The organism is Microcoleus sp. T2B6 (genome assembly GCF_036700475.1).
Classification (GTDB): domain Bacteria; phylum Cyanobacteriota; class Cyanobacteriia; order Cyanobacteriales; family Microcoleaceae; genus Microcoleus.
The window spans coordinates 123596-147175 of the sequence record NZ_JAUBOZ010000005.1 but is presented as its reverse complement, the minus strand read 5'-3'; the positions used below and the strand labels follow the sequence as shown (position 1 = coordinate 147175).

Annotated in this window: 29 protein-coding genes; 19 read left to right on the top strand and 10 right to left on the bottom strand. The window is 42.9% G+C overall.

Annotation, left to right across the window (positions count from 1 at the left end):
• The first annotated feature begins 15 nt into the window (after positions 1–15).
• From QUA00_RS03955 to QUA00_RS03945, 3 genes are all read left to right on the top strand, one after another.
• Positions 16–636 (top strand): DNA-3-methyladenine glycosylase, encoded by a 621-nt coding sequence (locus QUA00_RS03955; RefSeq protein WP_333408745.1) that lies wholly within the window; start codon positions 16–18, stop codon positions 634–636.
• A 113-nt stretch (positions 637–749) separates the two neighbouring features.
• Positions 750–2000, top strand: a complete 1251-nt coding sequence (locus QUA00_RS03950; RefSeq protein WP_333408744.1) for a transposase — start codon at positions 750–752, stop codon at positions 1998–2000.
• Between the two features lie 90 nt (positions 2001–2090).
• On the top strand, positions 2091–2390 hold the full coding sequence (locus QUA00_RS03945) for a hypothetical protein (RefSeq protein ID WP_006633230.1): 300 nt from the start codon (positions 2091–2093) through the stop codon (positions 2388–2390).
• Between the two features lie 20 nt (positions 2391–2410).
• On the opposite strand, the gene QUA00_RS03940 is transcribed toward QUA00_RS03945, so the two are convergent.
• The 4 genes from QUA00_RS03940 to acpP form a co-directional block, all read right to left on the bottom strand.
• Complete coding sequence (locus tag QUA00_RS03940; protein ID WP_333408743.1) at positions 2411–3043, bottom strand: O-antigen ligase family protein; 633 nt, start codon at positions 3041–3043, stop codon at positions 2411–2413.
• Between the two features lie 26 nt (positions 3044–3069).
• Positions 3070–4182 (bottom strand): IS630 family transposase, encoded by a 1113-nt coding sequence (locus tag QUA00_RS03935; protein ID WP_333408742.1) that lies wholly within the window; start codon positions 4180–4182, stop codon positions 3070–3072.
• Between the two features lie 352 nt (positions 4183–4534).
• Positions 4535–5008, bottom strand: coding sequence for a hypothetical protein (locus QUA00_RS03930; RefSeq protein ID WP_333408741.1), 474 nt, complete (start codon positions 5006–5008; stop codon positions 4535–4537).
• A 202-nt stretch (positions 5009–5210) separates the two neighbouring features.
• Positions 5211–5441 carry an acyl carrier protein gene (acpP, locus tag QUA00_RS03925; protein WP_333283457.1) on the bottom strand — a complete coding sequence of 77 codons (231 nt, stop codon included), beginning with the start codon at positions 5439–5441 and terminating at the stop codon, positions 5211–5213.
• Between the two features lie 1441 nt (positions 5442–6882).
• Here acpP and QUA00_RS03920 point away from each other — a divergent pair.
• From QUA00_RS03920 to QUA00_RS03910, 3 genes are all read left to right on the top strand, one after another.
• Complete coding sequence (locus QUA00_RS03920) at positions 6883–9483, top strand: dynamin family protein (protein ID WP_333408740.1); 2601 nt, start codon at positions 6883–6885, stop codon at positions 9481–9483.
• Between the two features lie 79 nt (positions 9484–9562).
• A complete protein-coding gene (locus QUA00_RS03915) occupies positions 9563–10498 on the top strand; it encodes a fructosamine kinase family protein (RefSeq protein ID WP_333408739.1) in 936 nt (311 codons plus the stop codon).
• A gap of 17 nt (positions 10499–10515) precedes the next feature.
• Positions 10516–10947 (top strand): hypothetical protein, encoded by a 432-nt coding sequence (locus QUA00_RS03910; RefSeq protein ID WP_333101783.1) that lies wholly within the window; start codon positions 10516–10518, stop codon positions 10945–10947.
• 328 nt (positions 10948–11275) lie between these two features.
• Here the strand turns inward: QUA00_RS03910 and QUA00_RS03905 are convergent, their stop codons facing one another.
• Entirely contained in the window at positions 11276–12976 is a 1701-nt protein-coding gene (locus tag QUA00_RS03905; protein WP_333101784.1) for an ABC-F family ATP-binding cassette domain-containing protein, read from the bottom strand.
• Between the two features lie 557 nt (positions 12977–13533).
• Between QUA00_RS03905 and QUA00_RS03900 the strand changes: the two genes are divergently transcribed.
• The 7 genes from QUA00_RS03900 (at position 13534) to QUA00_RS03870 (ending at position 16166) form a co-directional block, all read left to right on the top strand.
• The gene (locus QUA00_RS03900; RefSeq protein ID WP_333408738.1) at positions 13534–13758 is read left to right on the top strand and encodes a type II toxin-antitoxin system HicA family toxin; all 225 of its coding nucleotides are present in this window, start codon (positions 13534–13536) and stop codon (positions 13756–13758) included.
• A complete protein-coding gene (locus QUA00_RS03895; RefSeq protein WP_333408737.1) occupies positions 13755–13976 on the top strand; it encodes a type II toxin-antitoxin system HicB family antitoxin in 222 nt (73 codons plus the stop codon). Before QUA00_RS03900 ends, QUA00_RS03895 begins: the two co-directional genes overlap by 4 nt.
• Entirely contained in the window at positions 13973–14563 is a 591-nt protein-coding gene (locus QUA00_RS03890) for an element excision factor XisH family protein (RefSeq protein WP_333408735.1), read from the top strand. The genes QUA00_RS03895 and QUA00_RS03890 overlap by 4 nt, the downstream gene beginning before the upstream one ends.
• Positions 14551–14919 (top strand): XisI protein, encoded by a 369-nt coding sequence (locus QUA00_RS03885; RefSeq protein WP_333212831.1) that lies wholly within the window; start codon positions 14551–14553, stop codon positions 14917–14919. The genes QUA00_RS03890 and QUA00_RS03885 overlap by 13 nt, the downstream gene beginning before the upstream one ends.
• An 89-nt stretch (positions 14920–15008) precedes the next feature.
• Positions 15009–15383, top strand: coding sequence for a DUF433 domain-containing protein (locus QUA00_RS03880; protein WP_333408734.1), 375 nt, complete (start codon positions 15009–15011; stop codon positions 15381–15383).
• The gene (locus QUA00_RS03875; protein ID WP_333408733.1) at positions 15383–15775 is read left to right on the top strand and encodes an ACP S-malonyltransferase; all 393 of its coding nucleotides are present in this window, start codon (positions 15383–15385) and stop codon (positions 15773–15775) included. Before QUA00_RS03880 ends, QUA00_RS03875 begins: the two co-directional genes overlap by 1 nt.
• Positions 15776–15947: 172 nt before the next feature.
• Entirely contained in the window at positions 15948–16166 is a 219-nt protein-coding gene (locus QUA00_RS03870) for a hypothetical protein (protein WP_333408732.1), read from the top strand.
• A 42-nt stretch (positions 16167–16208) separates the two neighbouring features.
• Here QUA00_RS03870 and QUA00_RS03865 read toward each other — a convergent pair whose 3' ends face one another.
• Positions 16209–17465, bottom strand: coding sequence for a UvrD-helicase domain-containing protein (locus tag QUA00_RS03865; protein WP_333202652.1), 1257 nt, complete (start codon positions 17463–17465; stop codon positions 16209–16211).
• A gap of 199 nt (positions 17466–17664) precedes the next feature.
• Between QUA00_RS03865 and QUA00_RS03860 the strand changes: the two genes are divergently transcribed.
• The 5 genes from QUA00_RS03860 (at position 17665) to QUA00_RS03840 (ending at position 20428) form a co-directional block, all read left to right on the top strand.
• Positions 17665–18525, top strand: a complete 861-nt coding sequence (locus tag QUA00_RS03860; RefSeq protein WP_333408731.1) for an Rpn family recombination-promoting nuclease/putative transposase — start codon at positions 17665–17667, stop codon at positions 18523–18525.
• Between the two features lie 245 nt (positions 18526–18770).
• Positions 18771–19121: a pentapeptide repeat-containing protein gene (locus QUA00_RS03855; protein ID WP_333408730.1), complete on the top strand. Its 351-nt coding sequence runs from the start codon at positions 18771–18773 to the stop codon at positions 19119–19121.
• Between the two features lie 99 nt (positions 19122–19220).
• On the top strand, positions 19221–19592 hold the full coding sequence (locus QUA00_RS03850; RefSeq protein ID WP_333408729.1) for a hypothetical protein: 372 nt from the start codon (positions 19221–19223) through the stop codon (positions 19590–19592).
• 84 nt (positions 19593–19676) lie between these two features.
• Positions 19677–20096 (top strand): XisH family protein, encoded by a 420-nt coding sequence (locus QUA00_RS03845; protein WP_333101791.1) that lies wholly within the window; start codon positions 19677–19679, stop codon positions 20094–20096.
• Positions 20084–20428, top strand: a complete 345-nt coding sequence (locus tag QUA00_RS03840; protein ID WP_333408728.1) for a XisI protein — start codon at positions 20084–20086, stop codon at positions 20426–20428. The genes QUA00_RS03845 and QUA00_RS03840 overlap by 13 nt, the downstream gene beginning before the upstream one ends.
• A gap of 376 nt (positions 20429–20804) precedes the next feature.
• On the opposite strand, the gene QUA00_RS03835 is transcribed toward QUA00_RS03840, so the two are convergent.
• Together QUA00_RS03835 and QUA00_RS03830 are read right to left on the bottom strand one after the other, a co-directional pair.
• Complete coding sequence (locus QUA00_RS03835) at positions 20805–21173, bottom strand: helix-turn-helix transcriptional regulator (RefSeq protein WP_333239177.1); 369 nt, start codon at positions 21171–21173, stop codon at positions 20805–20807.
• A gap of 149 nt (positions 21174–21322) precedes the next feature.
• Positions 21323–21679, bottom strand: coding sequence for a helix-turn-helix domain-containing protein (locus tag QUA00_RS03830; RefSeq protein ID WP_333408727.1), 357 nt, complete (start codon positions 21677–21679; stop codon positions 21323–21325).
• A gap of 27 nt (positions 21680–21706) precedes the next feature.
• On the opposite strand from QUA00_RS03830, the gene QUA00_RS03825 reads away from it, so the two are divergent.
• Positions 21707–22255, top strand: a complete 549-nt coding sequence (locus tag QUA00_RS03825) for a hypothetical protein (protein ID WP_333408726.1) — start codon at positions 21707–21709, stop codon at positions 22253–22255.
• A 32-nt stretch (positions 22256–22287) separates the two neighbouring features.
• Here QUA00_RS03825 and QUA00_RS03820 read toward each other — a convergent pair whose 3' ends face one another.
• Positions 22288–22776 carry a hypothetical protein gene (locus tag QUA00_RS03820; RefSeq protein ID WP_333408725.1) on the bottom strand — a complete coding sequence of 163 codons (489 nt, stop codon included), beginning with the start codon at positions 22774–22776 and terminating at the stop codon, positions 22288–22290.
• A gap of 45 nt (positions 22777–22821) precedes the next feature.
• Positions 22822–23580 (bottom strand): type II toxin-antitoxin system HicA family toxin (locus QUA00_RS03815; protein WP_333408724.1); only part of this gene is annotated, 759 nt, incomplete at its 5' end.

Below are 23580 nucleotides of genomic sequence, written 5' to 3'. Positions count from 1 at the left end.
ACCTGCTGTTGTTGAGTGAGTGCAAATACTCAGATTGTAGAATCTTTTTGGCTGGCGCGGCCATCTACCAGCGTAGCGCCAGATTTGCTGGGATGTTCGTTGGTGCGGCAGTTTCCTGACGGCGAGACGATTCGGGGAATTATTGTCGAAACCGAAGCTTACGGCCCGGGAGATCCCGCTTGTCACGCTTACCGAAAGCGAACTCCTCGCAATGAGGTGATGTTCGGGCCTCCGGGTATGAGCTACGTTTACTTAATCTACGGGATGTATCACTGTTTTAATGTCGTGACGGATGCAGAGGGAGTTGCTAGTGCTGTGCTGATTCGAGCTTTGCAGGTAGATGTGGTTCCCAAAGAATTCGCTGCAATTCCTGAGAAGAAGCGATCGCGCCTCGCCGCCGGGCCTGGCAAACTGTGTAAGGTACTGGGGATCGATCGAACTTTAAGCGGTTTTCCCTTGGGTGCAGGCCAACCGCTGCGGTTGGAACACCGGAGCGAGCAATTTCAGCAAGCTGTGGAGGAGGGTACAATAAATTTTGTGCAAACTACGCGGATCGGGATTTCTCAAGGCATGGATTTGCCTTGGCGCTGGTATGTAGGGAACTCTACGGCTGTGTCACCAAATTATTGGGTCTGAAGCCCCTTCTTCAGTGGCCGGTTTTTTCTTCGCCTTTTTAATATAAAATCTAAATATTTATTAATAGATTGTCCTGCTTTTTGCTGTACTATAAATTATAGGAGGATTCAGCAATGTTTGGTTGTCAACAAAATCTAATTCGAGCTGATTCAAGCATTCAAGCGATTCTTGAATATCTGTGTTCCGAGTCGGCAAAGCTTACTAATTGCGGTATCTATTATTCTCGCCAAATATACTTTAAAACTGGCAAGATTCCGAACCGGGCTAAGCTACACAAAGTCTTGGGAACTGAAGATAGAAACCTGCACTATCAAGCGTTCTATTCAGATACAGCTCAGCAAATTCTGACAGGGGTAGCAGAGTCTTTTAAGTCTTTTATGGGCTTACTCAGAGGAATCAAAAATGGAACGGTTACGCAACACCCTAAATTGCCGGGATACCGTAAAGGTGGAATGGCACTTGTAACGTTTACAGGAAGATCCGTAAAACTTAAGAATGGGATGCTGCGATTTCCTCTCTTGAGCAAGGTTAAAGCGTGGTTCGGGTTAGATGCGTTTTTCCTACCAATGCCATCTAATCTAGATTTTAAAACAATTCGAGAGTATCGCATTCTTCCCCGGAATGGCTGTTTCTACTTGGAATTGATTTACAAAACAGAGGATGTCCAAGCGAATGTAGACCCTGCCAAATGCTTAGCAATTGACCACGGAATAGACAACTGGCTAACCTGCTTGAGCAATATCGGCACAAGTTTTATCGTTGACGGCAAACATCTCAAGTCCCTCAATCAAGGATATAACAAACGGGTTGCTTTTCTCATGAAAGGGAAAGCCAACGGCTACTGGTCTAAAAGATTGGCAGGCTTAACTGAAAAACGTAATCGCCAAATGCGAGATGCCGTCAACAAAGCAGCAAGAAAAGTAATTCAGCACTGCTTAGACAACCAAATCGGTACAGTTATTTTTGGTTGGAACAAAGGACAAAAAGAGTCTGTCAATATGGGAAGCAACACTAATCAAAAGTTTGTGCAAATCCCTACGGGCAGACTGAAAGATAGAATAGCTCAACTGTGCGAGCAATACGGTTTAAGGTTTGTTGAAGCTGAAGAATCATATTCTTCCAAAGCTTCGTTTGTCGATAATGACTTGCTACCTAAATTTGGCGAAAAACCCGAAGGGTGGCTTCCTAGTGGCAAACGAATTAAGCGCGGTTTGTACAGAACGGCTCAAGGTTGGCTAATCAATGCAGATTGTAATGGTTGTGCAAATATTGCTAGAAAAGTAGCGATAATGCTTGGACTAGATCTAAGTGGAATCGGTAGAGGTGCTTTGGCATCGCCTTTAAGACTCAAATTGCTGTCTTAAGAATCCCCGCGCTGGTCTGCCGGGGAGTGTCAAAACTCTAGTAATGTCAAAGGTATCATTGTAAATTTTGTCGCTTATCTTAGTGAAATTATGGCTTACTCTTCTGAAAATCCGATCGTACAACTGAAAAAATGCCTAAGCCTGGTTCAGGATGTTAGCACTCACACCGAAGCCAACCGGGCCTTCGAGCAATTGTGTGGGATTATCGATGCTGAAAACCCAATGGCGGCGCAACTTTTGGAGATGCTTTGGGAAGAAGCAATTATGGCGAGGAGATCGGCTTTATTTTGGCAACAAATGAGCGATGTTGAGAAAGATATGGCTAATAGAATGATGGAAAATATGACGCAGATGCGGCAGAATTATTTGCGGTTGATGCAGGAAATGTAAGATTGGGGAATGGGTAATTGCTAATTAGTAATTGGTAATTGCCCAGACTGCGATCGTAAACGAGAAAAACGAGTAGCAGAAGCGGATTTAACTGCGGCGAGACTCATGATCCACCAAGCAATATGTGCGTATTGAGCGCAGTCGAACCAAGTGAAAGTAAAAATGAAATAAGCAATAGCAACTGCTTCAATACCGCGCAGATACGAATTCATGGCTAAACATACATAATATCCCCAAACTGCAATGCCAGCAAGCAGCCCTAAGATGCCAACTGATAGGGTTGTATCCAGAATCCAATTGTGAGCTTTGTAAGTAGGAATTTCTCTAGTGCTGATTTCAGCTTTTATGTTAATATAGTCGTAAGTAAACTCGTCTAAATTTACAACAATCGGAGTTACTTGAGGATTTCGGATGTAGGGATAGGCAATGCCGAAACCGTCAAATCCCCATCCAAATAGCGGGCGTTTTTTGATGCCACGGGCTGAGAGAGTCCACATCGGCGATCGGCTAGACATGACTTGTGCGATCGAAGGTTTGCTCCAATCTAGGGGTCTGGTGACAGTCATGATGGCAATAGCAATTACACCGCTCAGAGCAATTCCTGCAAGGATTTTGTAATATTTGCGTCTCAGCAAATAGGCACTGGCAACCATCAAAGCTAAAATAAGCTGTCAAACATCTAAACTGCATTAACTAAGTTACCTTTATTTTTTATTTTTCGGTTCCATTTCATAATTAGTCCTCCTTCATTTAACAGTTTATGTAACAGTGCTTCTAATTTTTCAATGGATTCAAATAATCTATTAGCAACATATTCCTTGGCAGAATGCCAGACTAATTCAACTAAGTTATAGTCCGGGCTATACTTGGGCAAAAACTCTATGATTAGATTCGGCATCTCTGACGCTATTTTCTGCAAAGTCGCTGCTTTTTTATGAAAACTAGCGTTGTCCAAGATTATCACAAATTTACAGCCTTTATCTTCAAATTCTTCCGCTAAATTTCCTTGCAATATCCACTCGGATTTTAAATCTTCATAAAAAGTTTTCAGCACAGCATAAAAATTAGCAGAATTACCAGATGGAATAAAATCTACCCATCTTTTTTTGTCTGAGTATCTCACTCCACCCATAACATTAATACGACCTTTTCGTCGGTCTCCTCTTTTATTACTTCGAGTACCCTTTTTACACCAGTTTTTCCTTCTAATTACTCTTAAACTAAATCCACTTTCATCCCAAAACCATACCTGCAATAGGTTTGGAGATTCTTTTTCTATTCTTAAATACTCAGCTAATTTATCTTTAAATAAACCCCTTTCTACGGCATTTTGCTTATCCTTCAAGCTGTATTTAGCCCAAAGGTAAACATACTTTTTTGATTTTAAAATTCTCCTTACTTGGGTACTACTCAACTCGATTCCTGTTTTCTCTCCTAGATATATGGCAAGTCTAGCTGTTGTCCATCTCCCGAATTCATAGCCATATTTCTCAGGTTCTACTTCAACTGTTTCTAAAAGTAAATTAATGTATTCTTCTGTGGCTTTTCGGTAATTACCCTTCATCCTATTATCTTTAAAAGTGTCTAAATTATCAGGATCACCATGAATGCTCCAATAAGCAATCTTTCTCAGAGAGCATCCTATTAGTTCAGCAGTTTGAGCTTGTGTATTTCCGCTATTTAGCAATAAAAAAATTAAGGCTCTTTGCCGAATGTCTGGATGCTCATGCTCCTTTAATACTTGTTGAAGATTTTCCCTTGTCTCGGAACTGAGGAAGTTTTTAGTAGGCATTGACTTTTTATAAATATCATCATATTATACTATGCAATATGCGTTTTAGATGCTGAACAGCTTATCAAGCCTACTAGCAATATTAGAACGACCAAAAATATCGACATCAGCAATAATCCCAGCAATAGTACAGCACCCTTACCCTTCAGACTAACCAAGATGATGGTGATAATGTTCTCCCACCAAGAACAGCCCCAGCGTCCACAAAATTCTGCCAAAATTAGTTGCATTAGATTTTTACTCCTTAAACTGTATGTCCCTAACTTTTTTGTTCTAACCGCGCTTCGTGCTTTCTTCAAGAGAAGAGCCGATCGCACTTTGGTAGAAATAGCAATCGCCCTGGTAAATTTAGCTAAGTATCAATCACTTTGGCTAAAGAAGGTGGCGCTGGTGGAGACTGAGAGGGTCGGGAAATATAGCTCAGTTTAGGACGACAAGCTTCTATAATTTCGTTCCGAAACTGGTTGATTTTATCATTTTTTGCACAAAACAGAATCAGATTATTTCTACTTGTATAAATGACAATATAACGCTGTTTTACAACAAAAGCCAACACAATAAATATAATACCAATGAAGAAGAAACCGAGGGTTAAAATTCCGAGTCCGAGCAGCCACCAAGTACAGCCTTCCCCAATTTCAACTGCTTTGACATTTTGAATGGGAATGACAATTTCTTTGATTTCTAAGCCAAAAAATGAAGTGAAATTTCCTTGTAAGGTGTCCCCAATAATTTTAATAGTTCCAGTTCCGCTGGTTCGGAGTGGAACTGCACCGACTAATTGACCGGGAAGACCGCTGATTTGTGTAACTGATTTAGACTTCATTTTCTTTGATTATTGTTGTACTAAAAATGACATGGCTCGTACAGAATTTGTTTTCCGCTGTGCCTGAGTTCCTGGTAGGGAAACGGCAGTGCTGTGTACCTACACCGATCGCTCTTCTGAGTTGGTATTACATTAAACCTTGAAGTCTTTCTAGTGCTTTTTTCTGTTTCAGGAATTTGAACTTGGTTACTGTCTTTGCTTTTTAAACAGCAACTTTTTTGTAAATGTAATCAACAGCCTGTTGAACCGTTTCTATGTTCTCCGCAGCTTCATCGGGAATTTCAATGTCGAATTCCTCCTCGATCGCCATGATTAGCTCTACTGCATCGAGAGAATCGGCTCCTAAATTATTGGCAAAATTAGCGTTGATGGTGACTTCACTTGCATCAACTTCTAGTTGCTTGGCAACAACGGCTTTGACTTTTTCATAAATTTGTTGCTTAACCTTATGGCTGGGGGAAGATTCAACAAAAACGGTAGGAGTATTGGTATCAGTTGTAGTTCGATCGGCATCTAATTCTAATTCCTCTTCCGATTCATCTCGGACTCTGAAGTAGTAAAAGAGATTAGCAACAGCAAAATCAGAGGCTTTTTCCAAATTCGACGCTACTAAACTTTTATGACCCGCTATTTGCCCTTGCTTAATGATATAATCTTCATAATTTTCACGTCGCTGCCGATCGAGCATCCATTCCAGTTGAGTGCGAAGCGCATAAAAATGAGACTTCGGCCGCAAATTTTCATAAAATAACTGTTCGTCTGGGATTGCTAAAGCTGTTGCGGCTGAGTTTTTCTCCACCTTAACAGCCGAGTCAGATTTATTAAAATCAGCACTTTGCAACTGCTTTAACTCACTTGGCGGCAAAGATTTAATCCATTCAATCTGATTTTGCCAAATGTCTAATGCGGCTAAATCGTGATTGTGAATTCGCGTAATTTCAGGAAAAAGAAAGTCAAGCTCTTCGTCTGAGTCACAACAGTCTATAATACCGATGCCGTCTTGACGGATTTTTTGTTGCAGTTGAGAAATCCGATCGCCCGCAGCACCAAATTCATTTTGCACCTGATACGTGCCAATAATACTTTGCTCGATCGCCCAACCGCACTCTAATCGGCGCAACTGTCCCGCCGCACAGGTTTCTGCCAACAAATGCGGGTTTCTGTAATCGGCTAAAGCTTCAAACAACATCCCCCGCGCCGCATCAATTTCAGCATTGCGGCGGTTGATATCTTCCAGTCGCAAAGCCGATCGCATTCGTTGAATTGCTTGATTAAATAACCCGTAAGCCTGCACTAAGACTAAACGGTGGTTCTCAAATTTTATATCTGCAACAACTTCGGAAATTAATTGCTTAATTTCCGCACCTTGGCCTTTCAAAAGTTGTTCTAAATTGATGAAACCGTTTTCTACTTTAACTTCCAGCTTTTCAACTGCTTTTTTTAGTTTCAATGTCTGGTGCAAATTCACCGCCGACAAGGCTACCCCGGCGAAAGTTCCAACACCAATGACGGCTGTTGTCGCTTGCAGCACGCCCAAACTGGCTTGGACGGCTTGAAAGCCCATGTGCATTTGCTGCATCTGCAAGCCGCCCATAACAAGCTGCATGGGAGAGACTAAGGGGGAGAGAGGGCTATTGTTGAGGGCAGCGCCGACGGCATGGGCCGCAAACTGTCCCGTCGCTGCATCTCTCGCCATGCCGATCGGCACTCCAGCAGATGTAAACACTTGTGCGTACTTGCCAGCCTCGATCGCAGCCTGTACCGCTGCGGGAAATACAAAGTTCATCATCAATTTTTACCCTGGTAGCAAACCACAGAATAACTAATATATTATGATAGTTTAAATAAAAAAAAATTATCAGTAGGCCCTGCAAATGGACACTTCGCTAATTAGTTCGCAAACGGTTGAGCTTGTTTCGCTGCTGACTGGGCAAAGACTACGAAAAGAGGATATTACTCCGCCTCTGCTTTTTCTGGCGGCGCTAGTGACGGTATTGTTGGGAGTCATTCATGCCGACGGTACGGTAAGTGCTGAGGAAAAGCAGCGATTGCGGACAACTTTTACGGAACTTATCCCCGCTAACAACAGTTTGCGCCCATTGGTAATGCCGATGGTTAAGAGCGTGCAAGACCGGCAAGTTTACAATAAAGTGACGGCGTTGCTGGCGCTGACAGCGTGTTTTTCTGAGGAGGAAAAACTGCTGCTGATTAGTTTTGGGTATCAAATGTCGGCGGCAGATGGGACAATAGATAAACGAGAAAAACAATATTTGCAAAACATCGCCAACAGACTCGGAATTGCTGGGCGATTTTTGACTTTTTTGGAAGCGAGTTTTAGCAATCAAGCAATCAGCGATACAGCAACTTTAGCAGAAGTCCACTCCTTACTCGATCCAGCACAATTTCAATCTCTCGATTCTATGTTTGTCCGTGCTGCTAGTCACATTATCCAACATTTGCCAGCCAAACCGAAACAGCAAAAAAATCACAAAAATTCAGTCTCGTCCTATCAGGAGTTGAAAAATTTTCAGGAGTATCGGCAACAACTGGATGCTGTTTGTGGAAAACTAGGTTTAACCCTGCGAGATGGAAGCGATCGCAACGTGCTATCTCCTAATTTAACAGAAGAAGTAACAAAGATATCTCGTAAATTAGAATCTCAGCGGTTTCGCGTTGCTGTTGTCGGCGAGTTTAGTAAAGGAAAATCTACTTTGCTCAATGCTTTGCTGGGGGAGGAAATTCAACCGGTGCGGGATATTCCCTGTAGCGGTACGGTGACAGTTTTGACATACGGGCTACAGCAGCGGGTGATTTGCAAATACAAAGACGGACGCGAAGAGGAGATTTCACCTGAGCAATATAAAGATAAAGCCTCGATTTCTGAGGAAGCGGCTTTAGGTTCTTTTGGAGATGAAATTGTCAATTCAGAAATCAAAGAAATCATTTTTGAGCATCCGAATCTCGAATTGTGTACCAATGGTGTAGAAATTATTGATTCTCCCGGATTGAACGAACAAGCGGAACGCACGTTAGTTACGGAACAGGTTCTCAAAACAACTGATGCGGTAATTTTTTTGACTCACGCTCAAAATGCTTTGACAGAAAAAGAGCGGGAACTGCTGTTGTATTTGAAAAAAGAGTTGAATCAGGGTAAAGATAATGAAGCTGCGAAGAGTATTTTTGTTTTAGTTAATTTTGCCGATTTGCTGCGTCGGGAAGGAAGCCGCAAGCAGGTAAGAGAAAGGGTAGAAAAGATTGTTAAAGAGCAAATTTTGATTGTGGGTGAAAACCGGATTCATTTTATTTCTGCTCAATCTGCACTCGATGCGATTTTGGACGGGACGGAAAATGAGTATGTGAAATCTTTTCAGGATTTTACCAAATCTCTGGAACAGTTTTTGACAGTTGAACGGGGGGCGATCGCACTTAACCAATCCGCCGCCGGAATTAAGCAAATCATTGACACTGGCTGCGATGAATTGACTCAATATAGGGAAATGCTAGAAGGAAATTTGACAGTTTCTCAAGGAGATAAGGCGAAGATTTTTGAACAAATGGCGGAAGCAAGCGGCCGCGATGTGAAAATTAGACTATTAGCAGATGAACTGATGGATAAATGTGTAGAAGAAGCTATTGAATCTTGGCATGAATGGCTAGAATTATTGGGTGAGCGCCTGATCGGAAAAAGTGATCGCTGGACTTCTGAGCATTCGCATATGTGGAGTCAGAACGAGCTGACGAAAGATTATTCCGACCAATTTGTGCGAGATATCACCGAAGAAATAGAAGATTGGGCTACTCAAAAAGTACAGTCTATTTTACAAAAAAATCTAGGAAGTTTAAACAGCCAAATCAGTGAAGAAATTAATGCAATTCGGCAGGAGTTTCAAAAGTTCGATAAGCAACTGAGTAGTAACCTTGTCAGTCAATTTAAGAATTTGGCGAGCGCGGGAAATTTGGGTGGTATTGGTACAAGTGGAAGCACAATTGCTTCATCAATCTCACAAATAGAAGATGGCGGACTCATGGGCGGTTTAGGCATTGGTGCAGCAGTCGGTGCTGCGTTGCTATTTTTTACGGGACTGGGTTTTATTGGAGTTATTTTGGGTGGTTTAGCTGCGGGTGTTGGTGGCGGTTTGGGCTGGGGTTTCTTAGATGGCGATACAGTTAAAGGTCAAATCAAGGAAAAAGTTTGCGAGTTAGGGTTTGAGAAGTTTGATGAATCTTCGCAGTCGATTTTTGATAAGATACAAGAAAGAATTATTGCAGTATTTGAAGAAAGAGTTGAGACGAGTAGCGATGTGATGTCAAAAGCAATGTCGCTGTGGGAAAATTTATTAGAACAGCAGGAAAAGCGCGATCGCCAAAATCAAGCAGAATGCGAAGCCCAAAAAGTTTGGCTGGCTGACAAACGTCTAGAACTTCAAGAAATAGAAAAACAAATTGAGGCAGTTTTAAATCAAAGTGCTGGATAATTTACTAAAGCTTGATCTGCGATATTTGTTACTCTAGCTGTTAAACTAATTACGATCGCACTAAACACGATTTGATGCCATGTGGGACAAAATTAGCGTGCATATCTCCGAAGTAACGGGAGACAAATTTGCGATCGACAATCGCCGTTCCGTCAGCGGTGGCTGCATCAATCAAGGCTATTATATCAGCAGCAGTTCCCGCACTTACTTCGTGAAAATCAATCAAGCTTCCCAAATTGCGATGTTTGAAGCCGAGGCTTTGGGTTTGCAGCAAATGGGAGAAACCCAGACGATTCGAGTACCTGAGCCGATTTGCTGGGGATCTGAGGGGAATTCAGCTTATATTGTGCTGGAGTGGTTGGATTTGGGAGGACGCGGGGGCGATCGAGCTTGGGAAGAAATGGGGCGAAAACTTGCCGAAATGCACAAATACACCCCCCCCAGCCCCCCCTTGCTAAGGGGGGGAGAAAAGGCGAATTCAACCTTGCTGAGGGGAGGTTTTGGGTGGGATAGGAATAATACGATCGGCTCAACGGTGCAAATTAATAATTGGACGGCAAATTGGGCAGAATTTTGGGCAGAACATCGGATTGGTTATCAGTTAAAATTGGCTAAGCGTCGGGGCGGTCATTTTCCGCAAGGGGAACGTTTATTAGAGATGATTCCTGAATTGTTAGCTGGTTATGAACCTCAACCCTCGCTAGTTCACGGGGATTTGTGGGGGGGAAATGCGGGGGTGACATCTGCGGGGGAAGCGGTGATTTTTGACCCGGCGGCTTATTGGGGCGACAGAGAAGTCGATATTGCGATGACGGAACTGTTCGGCGGTTTTTCCGCAGCCTTTTATCGTGGTTATAATGAAGTTTGGTTGCTGGATTCAGGCTATGAAAAGCGCAAAACGCTTTACAATTTATATCATATTTTGAATCACTTTAATTTGTTTGGCGGGAGTTACGAGTCGCAGGCGAATCAAATGATTAATAGAATTTTGGGTTTAAATTTTAATCTTAGCTAGATTAGGCGGAATCAAAAATGAAATTTTGGAACAGTTGTACCGAGTTTGGATTGATAGTTCTGTTTTTGACCATCATCGGGGCTGAACACTCTTTAGCTGCTTTACCCTTACAGGTGGGCGTCTATCGCAGCGCCGGGAATCGATATATTGAGATTGCTGAAAAAGAAAATAGACTCTGCTTAAGAAACTATTCTTATAAGGGAGTTGTTGTGGCTTCCGTTGCGGCGGATACTCAGCGCCAAAACTTTTACAAAATTAACGGATATGGCGGATATGACGGTACATTTCTGTTGCAGCAAGATACAGAAACTCTCTTGTTTGGCTCGGTAAATCATTTGATTAAATATGTGGCAGATCATAGTTTTCCTACTACAGAGTTAGATGATGATTTGCAAGAGTGTCTTAGTTCTCAAAAGCCATTCTTTAAACGAAAAGATCCAAGTCGTTGAGGTCGAGGTACTCGCTAATAAAAGCGTACATTCATTAGACAAGATTGCACTCATTCCACAATTATCTGGAAATTATCTGCGTTTATCTTTGTTCATCTGCCTTAAATCTGCGGTGACTGGATCAAACAAGGATTTATGCAATTTTGTCTATTTAAATGCTGTAGCGACACACTCCTACAAACAGTAGTTTAACTAAATATAGCTTTTCTTAATTAACCTGCGTCGTTGTGAGATTGTCGATCGACTTTGAGGAGTTTCGATGTATCCGCACCTACAGCTACATATTCGTAGGGACACGACATTGCCGTGTCCCTACCAGTCAAGTTATTTACTTCTGTTTAGCCGCCGCTTTCTTCTTCGCCTCCTTCTCGGATTTCTTTGCCGCCTTCTCAGCTTCAAGTTTGGCGAACTTTGCTAGTTCTTTCTCTTCAGCTATTTTGTCCAGATAATAATGGTAATCTCCCAGATAAGTCCGAAACTCCCCGTCGCGAACTTCCACTATTTTGTTGGCGACTTGGGAGATGAAATAGCGATCGTGCGAAACGATAATTACGGTACCGTCATAATTCTGAATCGCTTCTTCCATCATCTCTTTCGCCGGAATGTCAAGGTGATTTGTCGGTTCGTCCAAAATCAGCAAATTCACGGGAGTCAACAGCATTTTTGCCAAAGCTAAGCGGGCTTTTTCGCCGCCGCTTAAAGCGCCAACCTGTTTAAATACTGTTTCACCAGTAAATAAGAAACGGCCCAACAAAGTCCGAACTTCTTCATTTTTCCAGTCGGGTACTTCGTCGTGAATGGTTTCCATCACGCTTTTATTCAAATCTAAGGCTTCTGCCTGATTCTGTTCAAAGTAACCGGGGATGACGTTGTGGCCTCCCAATTTGACAGTACCTTCGGTCGGCTTTTCTAAACCCATAATCAGGCGTAGCAGGGTTGATTTGCCCGCGCCGTTGGGGCCGAGAAAGGCTATACGATCGCCCCTTTCAATTAATAAGTCGGCTCCCAAAAATAGGATTTTTTCGCCGTAGGTGTGCACCAAATCTTCAATTATTGCTACTTCGCGGCCGCTGCGGGGTGCGGGGGGAAAGCGGAAATGCAAAGTTTTTAATCCGCCGGTGGGCGCTTCGATGCGTTCGATTTTGTCTAACTGTTTCTCGCGGCTTTTGGCTTGGGTGCTGCGAGTGGCGCTGGCGCGGAATTTTTCAACGAATGCTTGCTGTTTTTCGAGTTCTTTTTGCTGGCTTTCGTAGGCGCTGAGTTGGGCTTCTCTGGCTTCTGCTTTTTGCAGCAGGTAGGAGGAGTAGTTGCCGAGGTAGGTGCTGGAAACGCCGCGTTCGGTTTCGACGATTTGGGTGCAGAGCCGATCGAGAAATTCTCGGTCATGGGATACGATTACCATTGGGGTTGTCAGCCCTTTGAGGTATACTTCCAGCCATTCGATCGTTTCTAAGTCGAGGTGGTTGGTAGGTTCGTCTAACAGCAGGATGTCGGGTTTTTGGAGGAGAATTTTGCCCAAACTCATCCGCATTTGCCAGCCGCCGCTGAAGGCGCTGACTAATCGATCGCCATCTTCAGGTTCAAATCCGATTTCGGGCAGAATTTTCTCGATTTGGGCTTCTAAACCGTAGCCGTTTAAGCCTTCAAATTGCCGTTGCAGCCGATCCATTTTGTGGATCAGTTCGTCGAGATTTTCTGGGGAGGAGTTTTCCAAGTCTCGATGGACTTGCATCAGGGATTCGTGGACTTCGTTGGCTTCGCTGAAGGCGCGCCAAAATTCTTCTCTGACGGTGCGAGTCGGATCTACTTCAAATTCTTGGGAGAGGTAGGCGATGTGGAGGCTGGCGGGGCGAATGACTTCGCCTGCGGTGGGTTCGATTTCGCCGGCGATGATTTTGAGTTGGGTGGATTTGCCGGCACCGTTAACGCCTACTAAGCCGATGCGATCGCCTGGTTTGACTTCCCAGGTGACATCTTTGAGTACGACGCCTGTGGGGTAAATTTTACTGATGTGTTCGAGTCGCAGCATTGTTGTGGGGGCTGGGGAAGGGGATGTAAGCGCGGGGAATGGGATGCCGGCGCTGAGGTCGTGTTAATCTTAACAAATTTTAATTATATTTAGGGTATTGCCAGATTTTGATTTGGTAGGAGTTACGGGAAGAAACCGGGTTTCTATGAAAAATCACTGATTCTCAGCTAGAGATATACGAAGAAACCGGGTTTCTGGCCTCGATGTGGGTGCAGGAATATTTGGGTGAGGTGGGGCGATCGCTAAACAATTTTGTTAAATCTTGCCGCAAACCTTGCCCAATGTAAAATTTGAGCACAACTGACTGAGGCATATCTCGATGGAGTTCTACTTTGTTTAGGGATTCTCAGGTATCTGTTGGGATTTCGATCGATACTGTTGTTGTTGGGCGCGATCGGACTTTTAATAGATATCTCCTAAAAACAAACTATCGTTGAATCGCAAATATATTATCATGGAAATTTTTGTAAAAAATATGAATCTATCCGTGAACTTAGCACGCTTTTAGAGGAGTGGAAAAAAAGTGATAAAATAAAGTAGAGCAGTAGACAAAATCCATGCCAAGGAAAATTAGAGAGTTAAAAGTTCAAATTGCGCGTGAAGGTTTTGTTTATCTACCCAAGCGCGGCAAAGGTAGCCATGAGCGTTGGCGACATCCAATGCTCAGAAAAACACTGACAATTCCCGGCAAAGATGGAGAGGATGTGGCACTCTACCTAGAAAAGCAGTTAGCACAGTTATTAACTGAACTCAATGAGTTAAGGGAGGGCGAGGATTTATGAGTCGATACAGTATGATTATTCAATGGTCTGATGAAGATCGGCTTTTCTTAGTCACGATTCCAGAGTTTGGCGATCGCGTGGTGATGCCTTGCACTCACGGTCAAACTCGTGAGGAAGCAATTCATAAGGGCGAAGAAGTGATTGAAATGTATTTGGAAGCATGGGAAGCAGAAGGTGAATCTATCCCTGAACCTAGGACGCTTCAAATTGCTTGTTGAATGCTATTGTAAAATTCTGTTTGTGTGGTGGAGGAAAAAGGGCGATCGCACTTCAACAACTTTCAAAGCAGGGGATGGGAGAAGGTTGTAGAAAAGTGAGGGTGAGAAGGTGCGATGCAATACATTATAATAGTCAGTGTCAACCTCGATCGCAAAAGAGAGCAATCGTGCCAGCAAGAGACATTTATCATCAACTTGTCAAACAGGCTCTGATTAAGGCTGGCTGGACAATTACCCACGATCCGTATCCCTTGGCTTGGGCGAAGAGAAACCTATCGATCGATCTTGGTGCCGAACAGCTATTAGCTGCTGAGAACAACGATCGCAAAATAGCCGTTGAAGTTAAAAGTTTTATCAGAGAGTCTCGAATTGCAGATTTAGAGCAAGCTTTGGGTCAATATACTCTTTACTATGACATCTTAAAACGGACGGAATCAGAAAGACAACTGTATCTTGCAATTCCACTAAATGCTTTTACGGAGCTTTTTGAAGGACAAAGATTTGGTCAGATATTGCTAGATAATAACCGCCTAAATCTTGTTGTTTTTAACCCAAAAACCGAGGAAATAGTACAATGGATAGCTTAAATAATTATCGCCAACTTGTTAGACAGCTCCTTACTGAATACGCTGAGATTCCCGTTTGTGATAGTGGGACGCAAAACGCCACAATTTTTGATGTAGAAAATGACCGCTATATGTTAATCAATATAGGTTGGTTTAACGAGCAGCGCATTCACCATTGCGTGATTCATATTGATATTATTGATGGTCAGGTGTGGATTCAAGCAAATAATACCGATCGCCTGATTGCTGAGGAGTTAGTTGCAGCGGGAATTCCGGCTAAATCAATTGTTTTGGGACTGCAACCGCCTGATGTTAGACCGTATACTGCTTATGGAGTGCCTTGTAGTGAGCAGCAGCGAGAATCCTTGAAAGTATGATGGAGTGGAAGGGATTTGACTTGGAGGGCGAGAATTTATGAGTCGATACAGTAAGGTAAAATGAAGATAATCGCTTAAAGGTTACAACTATGACTTCGGTATCAAGCGGAAAATCAACCATTATTCGCACCGAGCGCGGACTCACGATCGCAGGTACGCGGATTACACTTTATCAACTCATGGATTACATCTGCGCTGGCTATCCACCCAAGCTAATCCACAATCAGTTTTACATAACCGACGAACAATTCAACGCAGCAATGTCCTATATTGAAACAAATCGTACTGAAGTAGAATCAGAGTATCAAATAGTTTTGCAACAGGCAGAAGAAATCCGGCAGTATTGGGAAGATCGCAATCGCGATCGACTCGCTCAGATTGCAGGAATGCCGCCACAGCCGGATCGACAGGCAGCTTGGGCAAAACTTCAGGCACGAAAAGCTAGACTTGCTGTATCAAGCTGATGATTTTTATAATTGACCCTAATATTGAGGGGCAAGCTCTCATGCTTTTTGGCAGTATAACTGCCGGAGGTTGGCTTGATTTACTATCGATTCGCTTCGTGATTTTTGAAGAAGTTGAGTTACCAATTAATAGTAGCGATCGAATTGTTTGGCGATTTGCTCAAGACAACCAGATGATTCTGCTGACAGCAAATCGCAGTATGAAAGGAACAGATTCGTTAGAGCAAGTTATTCGTGAAGAAAGTTCACCAACTTCGCTACCTGTTGTTACCCTCGGAAACATCGATCGAGTGGCTGAGCGTGACTATCGGGAGCAATGTGTCGATCGCTTGATTGAGCTTGTACTTTACATCGAAAACTATATAGGAGTTGGTCGGATTTTCATTCCTTAACACTGTCGGCTTTAAGGGACGATTGATCGATCGCGCTTTTTCTTATTTGTTAAGGGCGATCGCACTTCAAAAACTGTCAAAGGAGGCGATCGCACCTCCCATCGCCTTCAGCAAATTCTATTAAACCTGAGTAAAATAAGACTGCCCTCATCGCCACAAAACCTAATTCACCATGCAAACCTCAACATTTGACAGTATTTTAGACGAGATCGAAACATTGTCTATAGACGAACAAACTGCTTTACTTGTCATCATGCACCGGAGACTTAGCGATCGCCGTCGCACCGAAATTGCTGCTAACATTGCACAAGGAAAACAAGACTATCAATCTGGAAAGGTGTTTCGAGGTACAGTTAATGAAGCGATCGCGGAGCTAAAAGTTATCAGATGAACTTAAGAAATGTCCTACTATCCTAGGACTTAATGTTGCACACTAAGCAGCCTGAGCATTTGCATTTGAGTCACTCTCCAAAACATCCGGTGCTGTCAAAATGTTTTGAAGTTGCTGCACAACTTGAGTTTCATCTTGGTATAACATAACTACGTGATCTCTTGCTCTTGTTATTGCTGTATAAAGTCCTGCTTTTTCTTGAAAATTTTTATCGGGATCTGATAATTCTTCCACTTGGTCAACGCCAGCAATAATAACGGCATCAAACTCAACTCCTTTCAGCGCATTCCAAGAATCGACTATTACCAAAGGTCGGTTTACAAGGTTATTACCTCGGTCTGGAGAACCCTTTGGAGCGTGATGGGGAACACCCAATTCTCCCAGGCATCTACTAATTTCTGATTTAAAGAATCTTGACTCTTGTGGATGCAATAAAACTCCGATTGAAGATACTGGATGACTGCTCAATGCCAGTTTAACCTGTTTAGCTATATTATCTGGAGACATATCACTTTTTACAAGCATTGGCTTAATAGATGAACTGCGAGAAGACTTTTTGAGTGGTTCGACAATACTACCGATATTAGAACCTGAACGTTTACTTGTCTTCATATTAGCACTAGCTAAATAAGGACATATAAACTGCCAAGCTAATTCTATAATTTCTGGCGCGTTTCTATAGTTTATATCAAATATTTGCGAACGACGTGGAGGAATATCAAATCCAAGACTCTTCCAAGTCCACTCTCGCTTTCTTCGATGTGGCTGACCGTAAACTGACTGAGTGTTATCATAGACAAAAAAGATAGAGTTTGTGTCGGGATCTACAGCAGATAACATCGCCATAAACCATTCATCATAAAAATCTTGAGCTTCATCAATTAGAATTGCTTTATAACGCTTTTTGGGGTTGGCATTATAATATGTTTTAACTAGATCAATAATTTGCTGCCGCTTTTCAGGAATTTCATCCCAATTGTAATCGTATCCAATGCGATAAGCCCAACTATGAAAAGTTCGACTCTCTACTTTTAAACTCAAGCCTTTTTCTTTTATTATTGAATCAATCCATCCATTCATGAAGCGGTTGTAGCACAATACCAAAATATCGTTATATCCTGCCTCGATTAGTTTTTCAATACGATTCCGCAACACTAATGACTTGCCAGAACCTGCAACGCCTCTAACTAAAGCATGACCTTCAAGCTTGGTGTTTCTAGCTTTAGTCTGTTGTTCGTCTAAATCTTGGCTATTTAAACGCTGGTTAAAAGATTGCTCGAAGTTAATCCACTGTTCCACAATCTTTCTCCTTATATTCTTTTTGTCGAGTGTTCTTTATTCAAATCAGCTTACCAATACGACCCGATCTGTGTCAGTGAGAAAAAGTGACAAAAAGTGATAAAAAGTAAGGACTTTCCCCAAATCGCCCTAAAATCTATTCTCAGGTAGATGCCGCTAGAGTTAAACTCTTCTAATCAACCCTCACAACCCAACTTCCTTGGCCTACGACAACACCTGCAAATATCTAGCAGAAAAATTCCCCGTCGCCTTCGTCCGCTGGCTGCTGCCAATTGACGAGCCCACCAGCGTTCAGGTACTCAAAACCGAACTAATTCAAGAGCCCATCCGAGCCGATTCTCTCGTTTTCCTGCAAACAGATAACCAAATCCTGCATCTGGAATTTGAAACCCGACCCTACTCCGACCCGCCGATCGCCTTCAGAATGCTAGACTACTACGTCAGGCTCAAACGGCAATACTCCTGTTCCATCAATCAAGTAGTAATCTTTTTGCAGCAAACAGCCTCAGAACAAGTTTTTGTATCGGAGTACACAGACGCGAACACCCGACACGGATATAGAGTTATTCGCCTCTGGGAACAAGACCCCGCTTTACTGCTGTCCGTCCCCGGCTTGCTCCCACTCGCGACACTATCCCAAACCAACTCGCCGCGAACTTTGTTAGAGCAAATAGCTACTCAGATTGCTACAATAGAAGAACCTACTCAACAAGCGGATTTACTCGCTTGCACCCAAGTGCTCGCAGGTTTGAGATTTGAAAAAAACTTAATCAGACAACTATTTAGGAAAGAAACTATGCGCGGTTCTGTGATTTACCAAGAAATTCGCGAAGATGGCCTCCTTGAAGGAAGACAACTAGGCCTCCTTGAAGGAAGGAAAGATGAGGCGCTGTCGTTCCTCACTCGCCAGTTGACTCGACGCATCGGTGCGATCGCATCTGAAACCCGCGAACAAATTCACACTTTATCCGTAGAAGAATTAGAGGATTTAGGAGAGGCGCTTTTGGACTTTTCCGAAGCTTCAGATTTAACCAATTGGTTGAATGAACATCAGCCTTAATTCCTAAGATATAGCCTCTTATATTAATTTAATGGGTCGTTGCACATATCTCGATCCCCCTAAATCCCCCTTAAGAAGGGGGACTTTGATCAAAATCTTGTCTCCCCCCTTGTAGGGGCGGTGCGACCCCTACTCCCCGTGCCCGCCCGCCCTCTTTAGGGGGGATCGGATTCTATACAGCATCATAAAAAAATGGTATTATTGTCAAAACTTCACCAAATATATACTTTAAGGAAACTTAAGCCATGACCGTTGATGAAGCAATCGCGATCGCAGAAACAGTCCTCGATGGCGAAGGCTTAAACGACGTGCAAGAGATCATCTTCAGACAATGCTGGGAAGGCAGATATTCCTATGAGGAAATTTCTCAACTCTCTCAATATAATGATGAATACATAAAAGCGCTGGCGGCTAAACTCTGGAAACAACTCTCAGAGGCTTTTGATGAAAAGGTAAAAAAAAATAATTTACGCTCTGTTTTTAAGCGATACTTGCGGCGAAATCAAGTGACATTACATCGAACTCAAGTTATTGGAGTTAATCTCAGCGGTGCTAACTTAAGCGGAGCAAAACTATCATTCGCTAACTTAAGTTAATCAGATTCATCAGCAGATTTACACGGTGCAATTCTATCTGATTATTATACAGTATCAGATGAAATTATCAAGGCTGAAGACGCACATAACCAAGGAATTTTGTCTAGCACAAAAGAACGGATTTATCACTGGAACGATCTGCGCTTTCGCTGCGAAGAAGAAGTAAAAATAGCCGAAGCCCTCGATCGCACAAACACCCTCTTTTTCCCCAACTCCAAAGCCCGGCTCACCACACCCGCAGGCCGACAAAACCAAGAACCAGATTTTCTCATCTTCCACCAAGGCAAATGGGGTATTCTGGAAATATGGCATCCCGACACACAAAAAGATGAAACGCGCGATCGACTGTTTGCATCTCACGGTATCAGCATCATCCACTATTGCGACGCTAACAGATGCACAGAAGAACCCGATCACATTGTCCGAGAATTTTTAGACATATTGAGTCAGGGAGAGGGCGATCGCATTTAGTTAAAACGTAATTCCTGTATCGATCGGCGATCGGGCAGCACGATTCAATGGTAAAATAGGAATAGTAAAGCGTTCTCAGTGGCTATGCCTGCCAAAGATCGATTTCATGAAGCCGTAAAAGTCGCCCTCCAAAAAGATGGCTGGACAATTACCGATGATCCACTTACAATCCCGATCGAGCGCCTCAGCAACCTCTACATTGACTTTGGAGCAGAGAAGTTACTCATTGCCGAGCGCAAGGGTCAAAAAATCGCAGTTGAGGTCAAAAGCTTTCTTGGAGCCTCTACACTTTCGGAATTTCATACGGCCTTGGGTCAGTGTCTTAACTATCGCTACGCACTCGAAGATACCGATCCCGATCGAAAACTTTACCTCGCCGTTCCTGTCAGCATTTATGACGACTTTTTTGTTGTTCCCTTCATTCAATCCGTCATTCAAAGGAGTCAAACCCGTCTCATCGTCTACGATCCTACCAGAGAGGAAATCAGACAATGGCTAAACTAGATCGTTATCGAAATGCCGTGCAGCAAGCCTTACTCAACTATGCTCAGATGCGTTCTGGAACTTCTAGCAATTCAGAGTTAGAACTCCAAATTCTGTTCGATCCACAGCGCGACCATTACCAATTAGCGTATGTCGGCTGGCACAAAAGTAAGCGTGTCTACGGCCCAATTTTACACCTCGATATTAAAGATGAAAAAATCTGGCTCCAACTCAACACAACGGCAGACGATATCACCCTGGATTTAATGGAATTAGGTATTGCTAAAGATGATATTGTTCTGGGGTTCCATGCACCCTATATGCGCCAGTTCACAGAATTTGCCGTAGGTTAATGCCATTCTGTTGGATCAATTTCTTTTCGGCAGTTTGCATCTGCTGGTATCAGTATCATCCACTATTGTGACGCCCAAAGATGCTGCGAAGAACCCGATCGCATTGTCCAAGAGTTTTTAGACATATTGAGTCAGGGATAGGGCGAATGGTTTTTTCATAAGGGCGATCGCATAGGGGCCCCGAAACCGGGTTTTTTACGATAAGACGCGTTGTATCCCGCAGATTCGGTAAAAAACCCGGTTTCTTTGCTTGGAGTGCGTCAGTCCATAAGGGCGATCGCACTCCGTAACAAAGTAGATTTTGCCTTGACAAATTACTAGATTTGTGATAAGCACGAGTGGTGGAAATTTTTAAGGGCGATCGGCTCGTACCCGCTCAACTGTACTTGCCTGAAGACTCAGCAGCATTAGCCAGCCGCTCCACGCCCGCTCGGACAATTACCGCCAAATCTGCGATCGGCATACATTGAATTTTTTTAAGCATATCGTTCGTATCCATCGGTTCCCGCATCGGCTTCCCGTCGAGATGACCTATGAGTTCTTCTAGCGTGAAACCAGCTCTAATAGCAATCTGAGTCAAATTTTCCGTATCCGGAATGCTCTGGCCTTTTTCCCACAACTGTACAGCAGTCGATGACACGCCCAAAAGCTTGCCAAAAGCTCGCTGGCTGAGGTCGCCACGCGCTAACTTAACAATCTCGATCAGTTTTCTCTTACCTTCAGCATCCACAATCGCAGTTACCACTTAACCACATTTAACAAGTTTACTTCTCAATTTATGATTTTTTCACTTGTTGTTGACAAGCTAACTTATCGCTGCTAATATTAGAAGTATACCAATCAGTAACAACTATGATTTTAATAGTACCTTAAATAGCTCCACATCAACTGTACTTACCCAGAAGACTCAGCAGCAGCAGCAAGTCTATCCATCACGGCTCTACCAATAACTGCCAACTCACTAATTGGCATACATTGAATTTTTTTAAGCAGATCGTTAGTATCTACGGGTTCCTGCACCGGCTTGCCTTCAAGATGAGCCATGAGCTCTTCCATCGTAAAGCCTGCTCTTGTCGCAATCTGAGTCAAATTTTTCGTATCTGGAAGTACCTGCCCCTTTTCCCAATACAAGACAGAGGCAGCAGAAACTCCCAACAGCTTGCCAAAAGCAGTCAGACTCATCGAGCCCCGCGCTAATTTAACAACCTCACTCAGTTTTTTCTTAGCTTCTGCGTCCACGGTATCAGCCACGAGATAACCACAATTCCTAGTTTACTTGTGTACCAACAAATTTACCTGTCTTGCTTGACAGGAGAAGATTTAGCAGATACTATTTTAATTACATTGAAACTTTTAATTTTAATGAAAACCGATTTAGGAGAAATAGCAATGACCAAGAGACGCAATCTAAAAACTCACAAGCCCAGCCACACACGCCAGAGCCTTACAGCCTCCGGTTGGCTAAAACCCCAGCGCTGGCAAATCTCCAAAAAAGAAGCAGCCGAAGCCCTGAGAATGCCCGTCAACCGGATAGTCAAAGTTTACCCCAAACAACATCAAGTAATAGTCGTTTACCTGAACAAGAAAGGACAAAAATGCAGTTCCTTTTTCAGCTACAGACTATTTGCCAGATGGCAACAAGAGGCGATCGCAGCAATTGCCAGTTGTCGAAACCAGCAAATCCTAGCACCCCTAGAAGTCATTGTACAATACGACCTCGAACATTTCAAATATCCAGTGGCGATCGCCGACGCAATTTGGGAAGCCCTCCTCAACCACATCCGTCAAGTCATCAGGGAACAAAGGCTCAGCCTAGCTTGCGCCTAGTCCCCCATTAACCCCACCTATGTCGATCATGGTTAATGCTTGGGAAAATCGATTCCTGAGATGGATATTCCTTGCATCTTCTGTACATATCGTCCTTGAGCCGCTACACACTCTGCCATTTTTTGAGCCTGTATAGGTTGACTCCTGGGATCTGGTGAGGTGCCTCTATACTCCCATACACCACCACGACCACTATTTATTACTTTTCCATTTTTTTCTAAGATTAACTCTTCTCCGGTAGCATCAATATAGAATTTCCCCTTTTGAAAAGACACGCTGCTAATTGTGATATCTTCCACTCCCTTGTAAGGATTTGCAGGGCCCTTGACAATCTTAATACAGATTCTATTGTTTTTATGTGCAATTTCTCTCCGGGAATTATTGAACATGGTTCCTTGAGAGTAGTAAGTTCCTGTGGGTAGAATTGTAGATTTTTTTTGATTACTTTGAGCAGATGATAAGGATGAAATTGATAGAATAATAGAACTAGCAATTAGTGTTTCGATTACCCTAAATTTCATTTGTAATTAAACTCCATTAAAATTGTTTTTTCCCATTCAACATGATCACAGATTATCTAAAAAATCCTCTCTGGTTATCTCTGCTTGCCGAATAATAGCCCTGAGTGTCCCACGCTTTAATGATTGACCCTCATGTATTGGTACGGGGACAGAAATTGTTTGTGTTATCATTTTTTTCAGGATAACATGGCTGCCTCTTTGCCTATCTTCGGTGAATCCCAAACGCTCTAAAGACCGCACCGCACCTCTGCCTGAAACATTTCTCAATCTATAACTAACTCCAGCAGAAGAGGAACTATCTATAACTATCTCTTGAGTATCTGATATCAAAGAATTGTTATCATCCATTATATTTTGCAAATAACGGATATACTCCTTAGATGAATTTAGTTTTCTGTCTAATTCAGCATTTTCATCTTCTAGCTTGTGATTTTCTTCTAAAGCTGAATTTAGTTCTCGGTCTAAGTCAGCATTTTTCTCTTCTAGCTTGTGATTTTCTTCTAAAACATAAACTTCAAAATCCCTTAATTGTGCTTTAATCCGCTCTGATTCTGCCCTAGCTCCTTCTAGAGCAGCATTGAGTTCATTAATATTAGGTATTGTTTCTAACTGTTGCTCTAGCTGACGAGATTGCTGTTGTATTAAATCTCGATCACGCTTCAAATCAGCTATTGTCTGATTGAGCGCTTCACTCCGCTGCTTTGCTTCAGATTCTCGCTGAGACGTTTCTTGCCACTCTTGCCATAGTAATTGCAAGTCGTCTTCTAAAGTTTGAGCAGTTTCTTGCTGTTGCTGTTCTTTAAG

Coding starts and splice junctions, on each gene's coding strand:
- QUA00_RS03820 (WP_333408725.1), bottom strand. CDS start 22,776: ATGAAATTTAGGGTAATCGAAACACTAATTGCTAGTTCTATTATTCTA.
- QUA00_RS03885 (WP_333212831.1), top strand. CDS start 14,551: ATGGATAGCTTAAATAATTATCGCCAACTTGTTAGACAGCTCCTTACT.
- QUA00_RS03930 (WP_333408741.1), bottom strand. CDS start 5,008: ATGAAGTCTAAATCAGTTACACAAATCAGCGGTCTTCCCGGTCAATTA.
- QUA00_RS03940 (WP_333408743.1), bottom strand. CDS start 3,043: ATGGTTGCCAGTGCCTATTTGCTGAGACGCAAATATTACAAAATCCTT.
- QUA00_RS03905 (WP_333101784.1), bottom strand. CDS start 12,976: ATGCTGCGACTCGAACACATCAGTAAAATTTACCCCACAGGCGTCGTA.
- QUA00_RS03855 (WP_333408730.1), top strand. CDS start 18,771: ATGACCGTTGATGAAGCAATCGCGATCGCAGAAACAGTCCTCGATGGC.
- QUA00_RS03945 (WP_006633230.1), top strand. CDS start 2,091: ATGGCTTACTCTTCTGAAAATCCGATCGTACAACTGAAAAAATGCCTA.
- QUA00_RS03935 (WP_333408742.1), bottom strand. CDS start 4,182: ATGCCTACTAAAAACTTCCTCAGTTCCGAGACAAGGGAAAATCTTCAA.
- QUA00_RS03870 (WP_333408732.1), top strand. CDS start 15,948: ATGCAAACCTCAACATTTGACAGTATTTTAGACGAGATCGAAACATTG.
- QUA00_RS03895 (WP_333408737.1), top strand. CDS start 13,755: ATGAGTCGATACAGTATGATTATTCAATGGTCTGATGAAGATCGGCTT.
- QUA00_RS03915 (WP_333408739.1), top strand. CDS start 9,563: ATGTGGGACAAAATTAGCGTGCATATCTCCGAAGTAACGGGAGACAAA.
- QUA00_RS03840 (WP_333408728.1), top strand. CDS start 20,084: ATGGCTAAACTAGATCGTTATCGAAATGCCGTGCAGCAAGCCTTACTC.
- QUA00_RS03910 (WP_333101783.1), top strand. CDS start 10,516: ATGAAATTTTGGAACAGTTGTACCGAGTTTGGATTGATAGTTCTGTTT.
- QUA00_RS03880 (WP_333408734.1), top strand. CDS start 15,009: ATGACTTCGGTATCAAGCGGAAAATCAACCATTATTCGCACCGAGCGC.
- QUA00_RS03920 (WP_333408740.1), top strand. CDS start 6,883: ATGGACACTTCGCTAATTAGTTCGCAAACGGTTGAGCTTGTTTCGCTG.
- QUA00_RS03875 (WP_333408733.1), top strand. CDS start 15,383: ATGATTTTTATAATTGACCCTAATATTGAGGGGCAAGCTCTCATGCTT.
- QUA00_RS03900 (WP_333408738.1), top strand. CDS start 13,534: ATGCCAAGGAAAATTAGAGAGTTAAAAGTTCAAATTGCGCGTGAAGGT.
- QUA00_RS03845 (WP_333101791.1), top strand. CDS start 19,677: ATGCCTGCCAAAGATCGATTTCATGAAGCCGTAAAAGTCGCCCTCCAA.
- QUA00_RS03950 (WP_333408744.1), top strand. CDS start 750: ATGTTTGGTTGTCAACAAAATCTAATTCGAGCTGATTCAAGCATTCAA.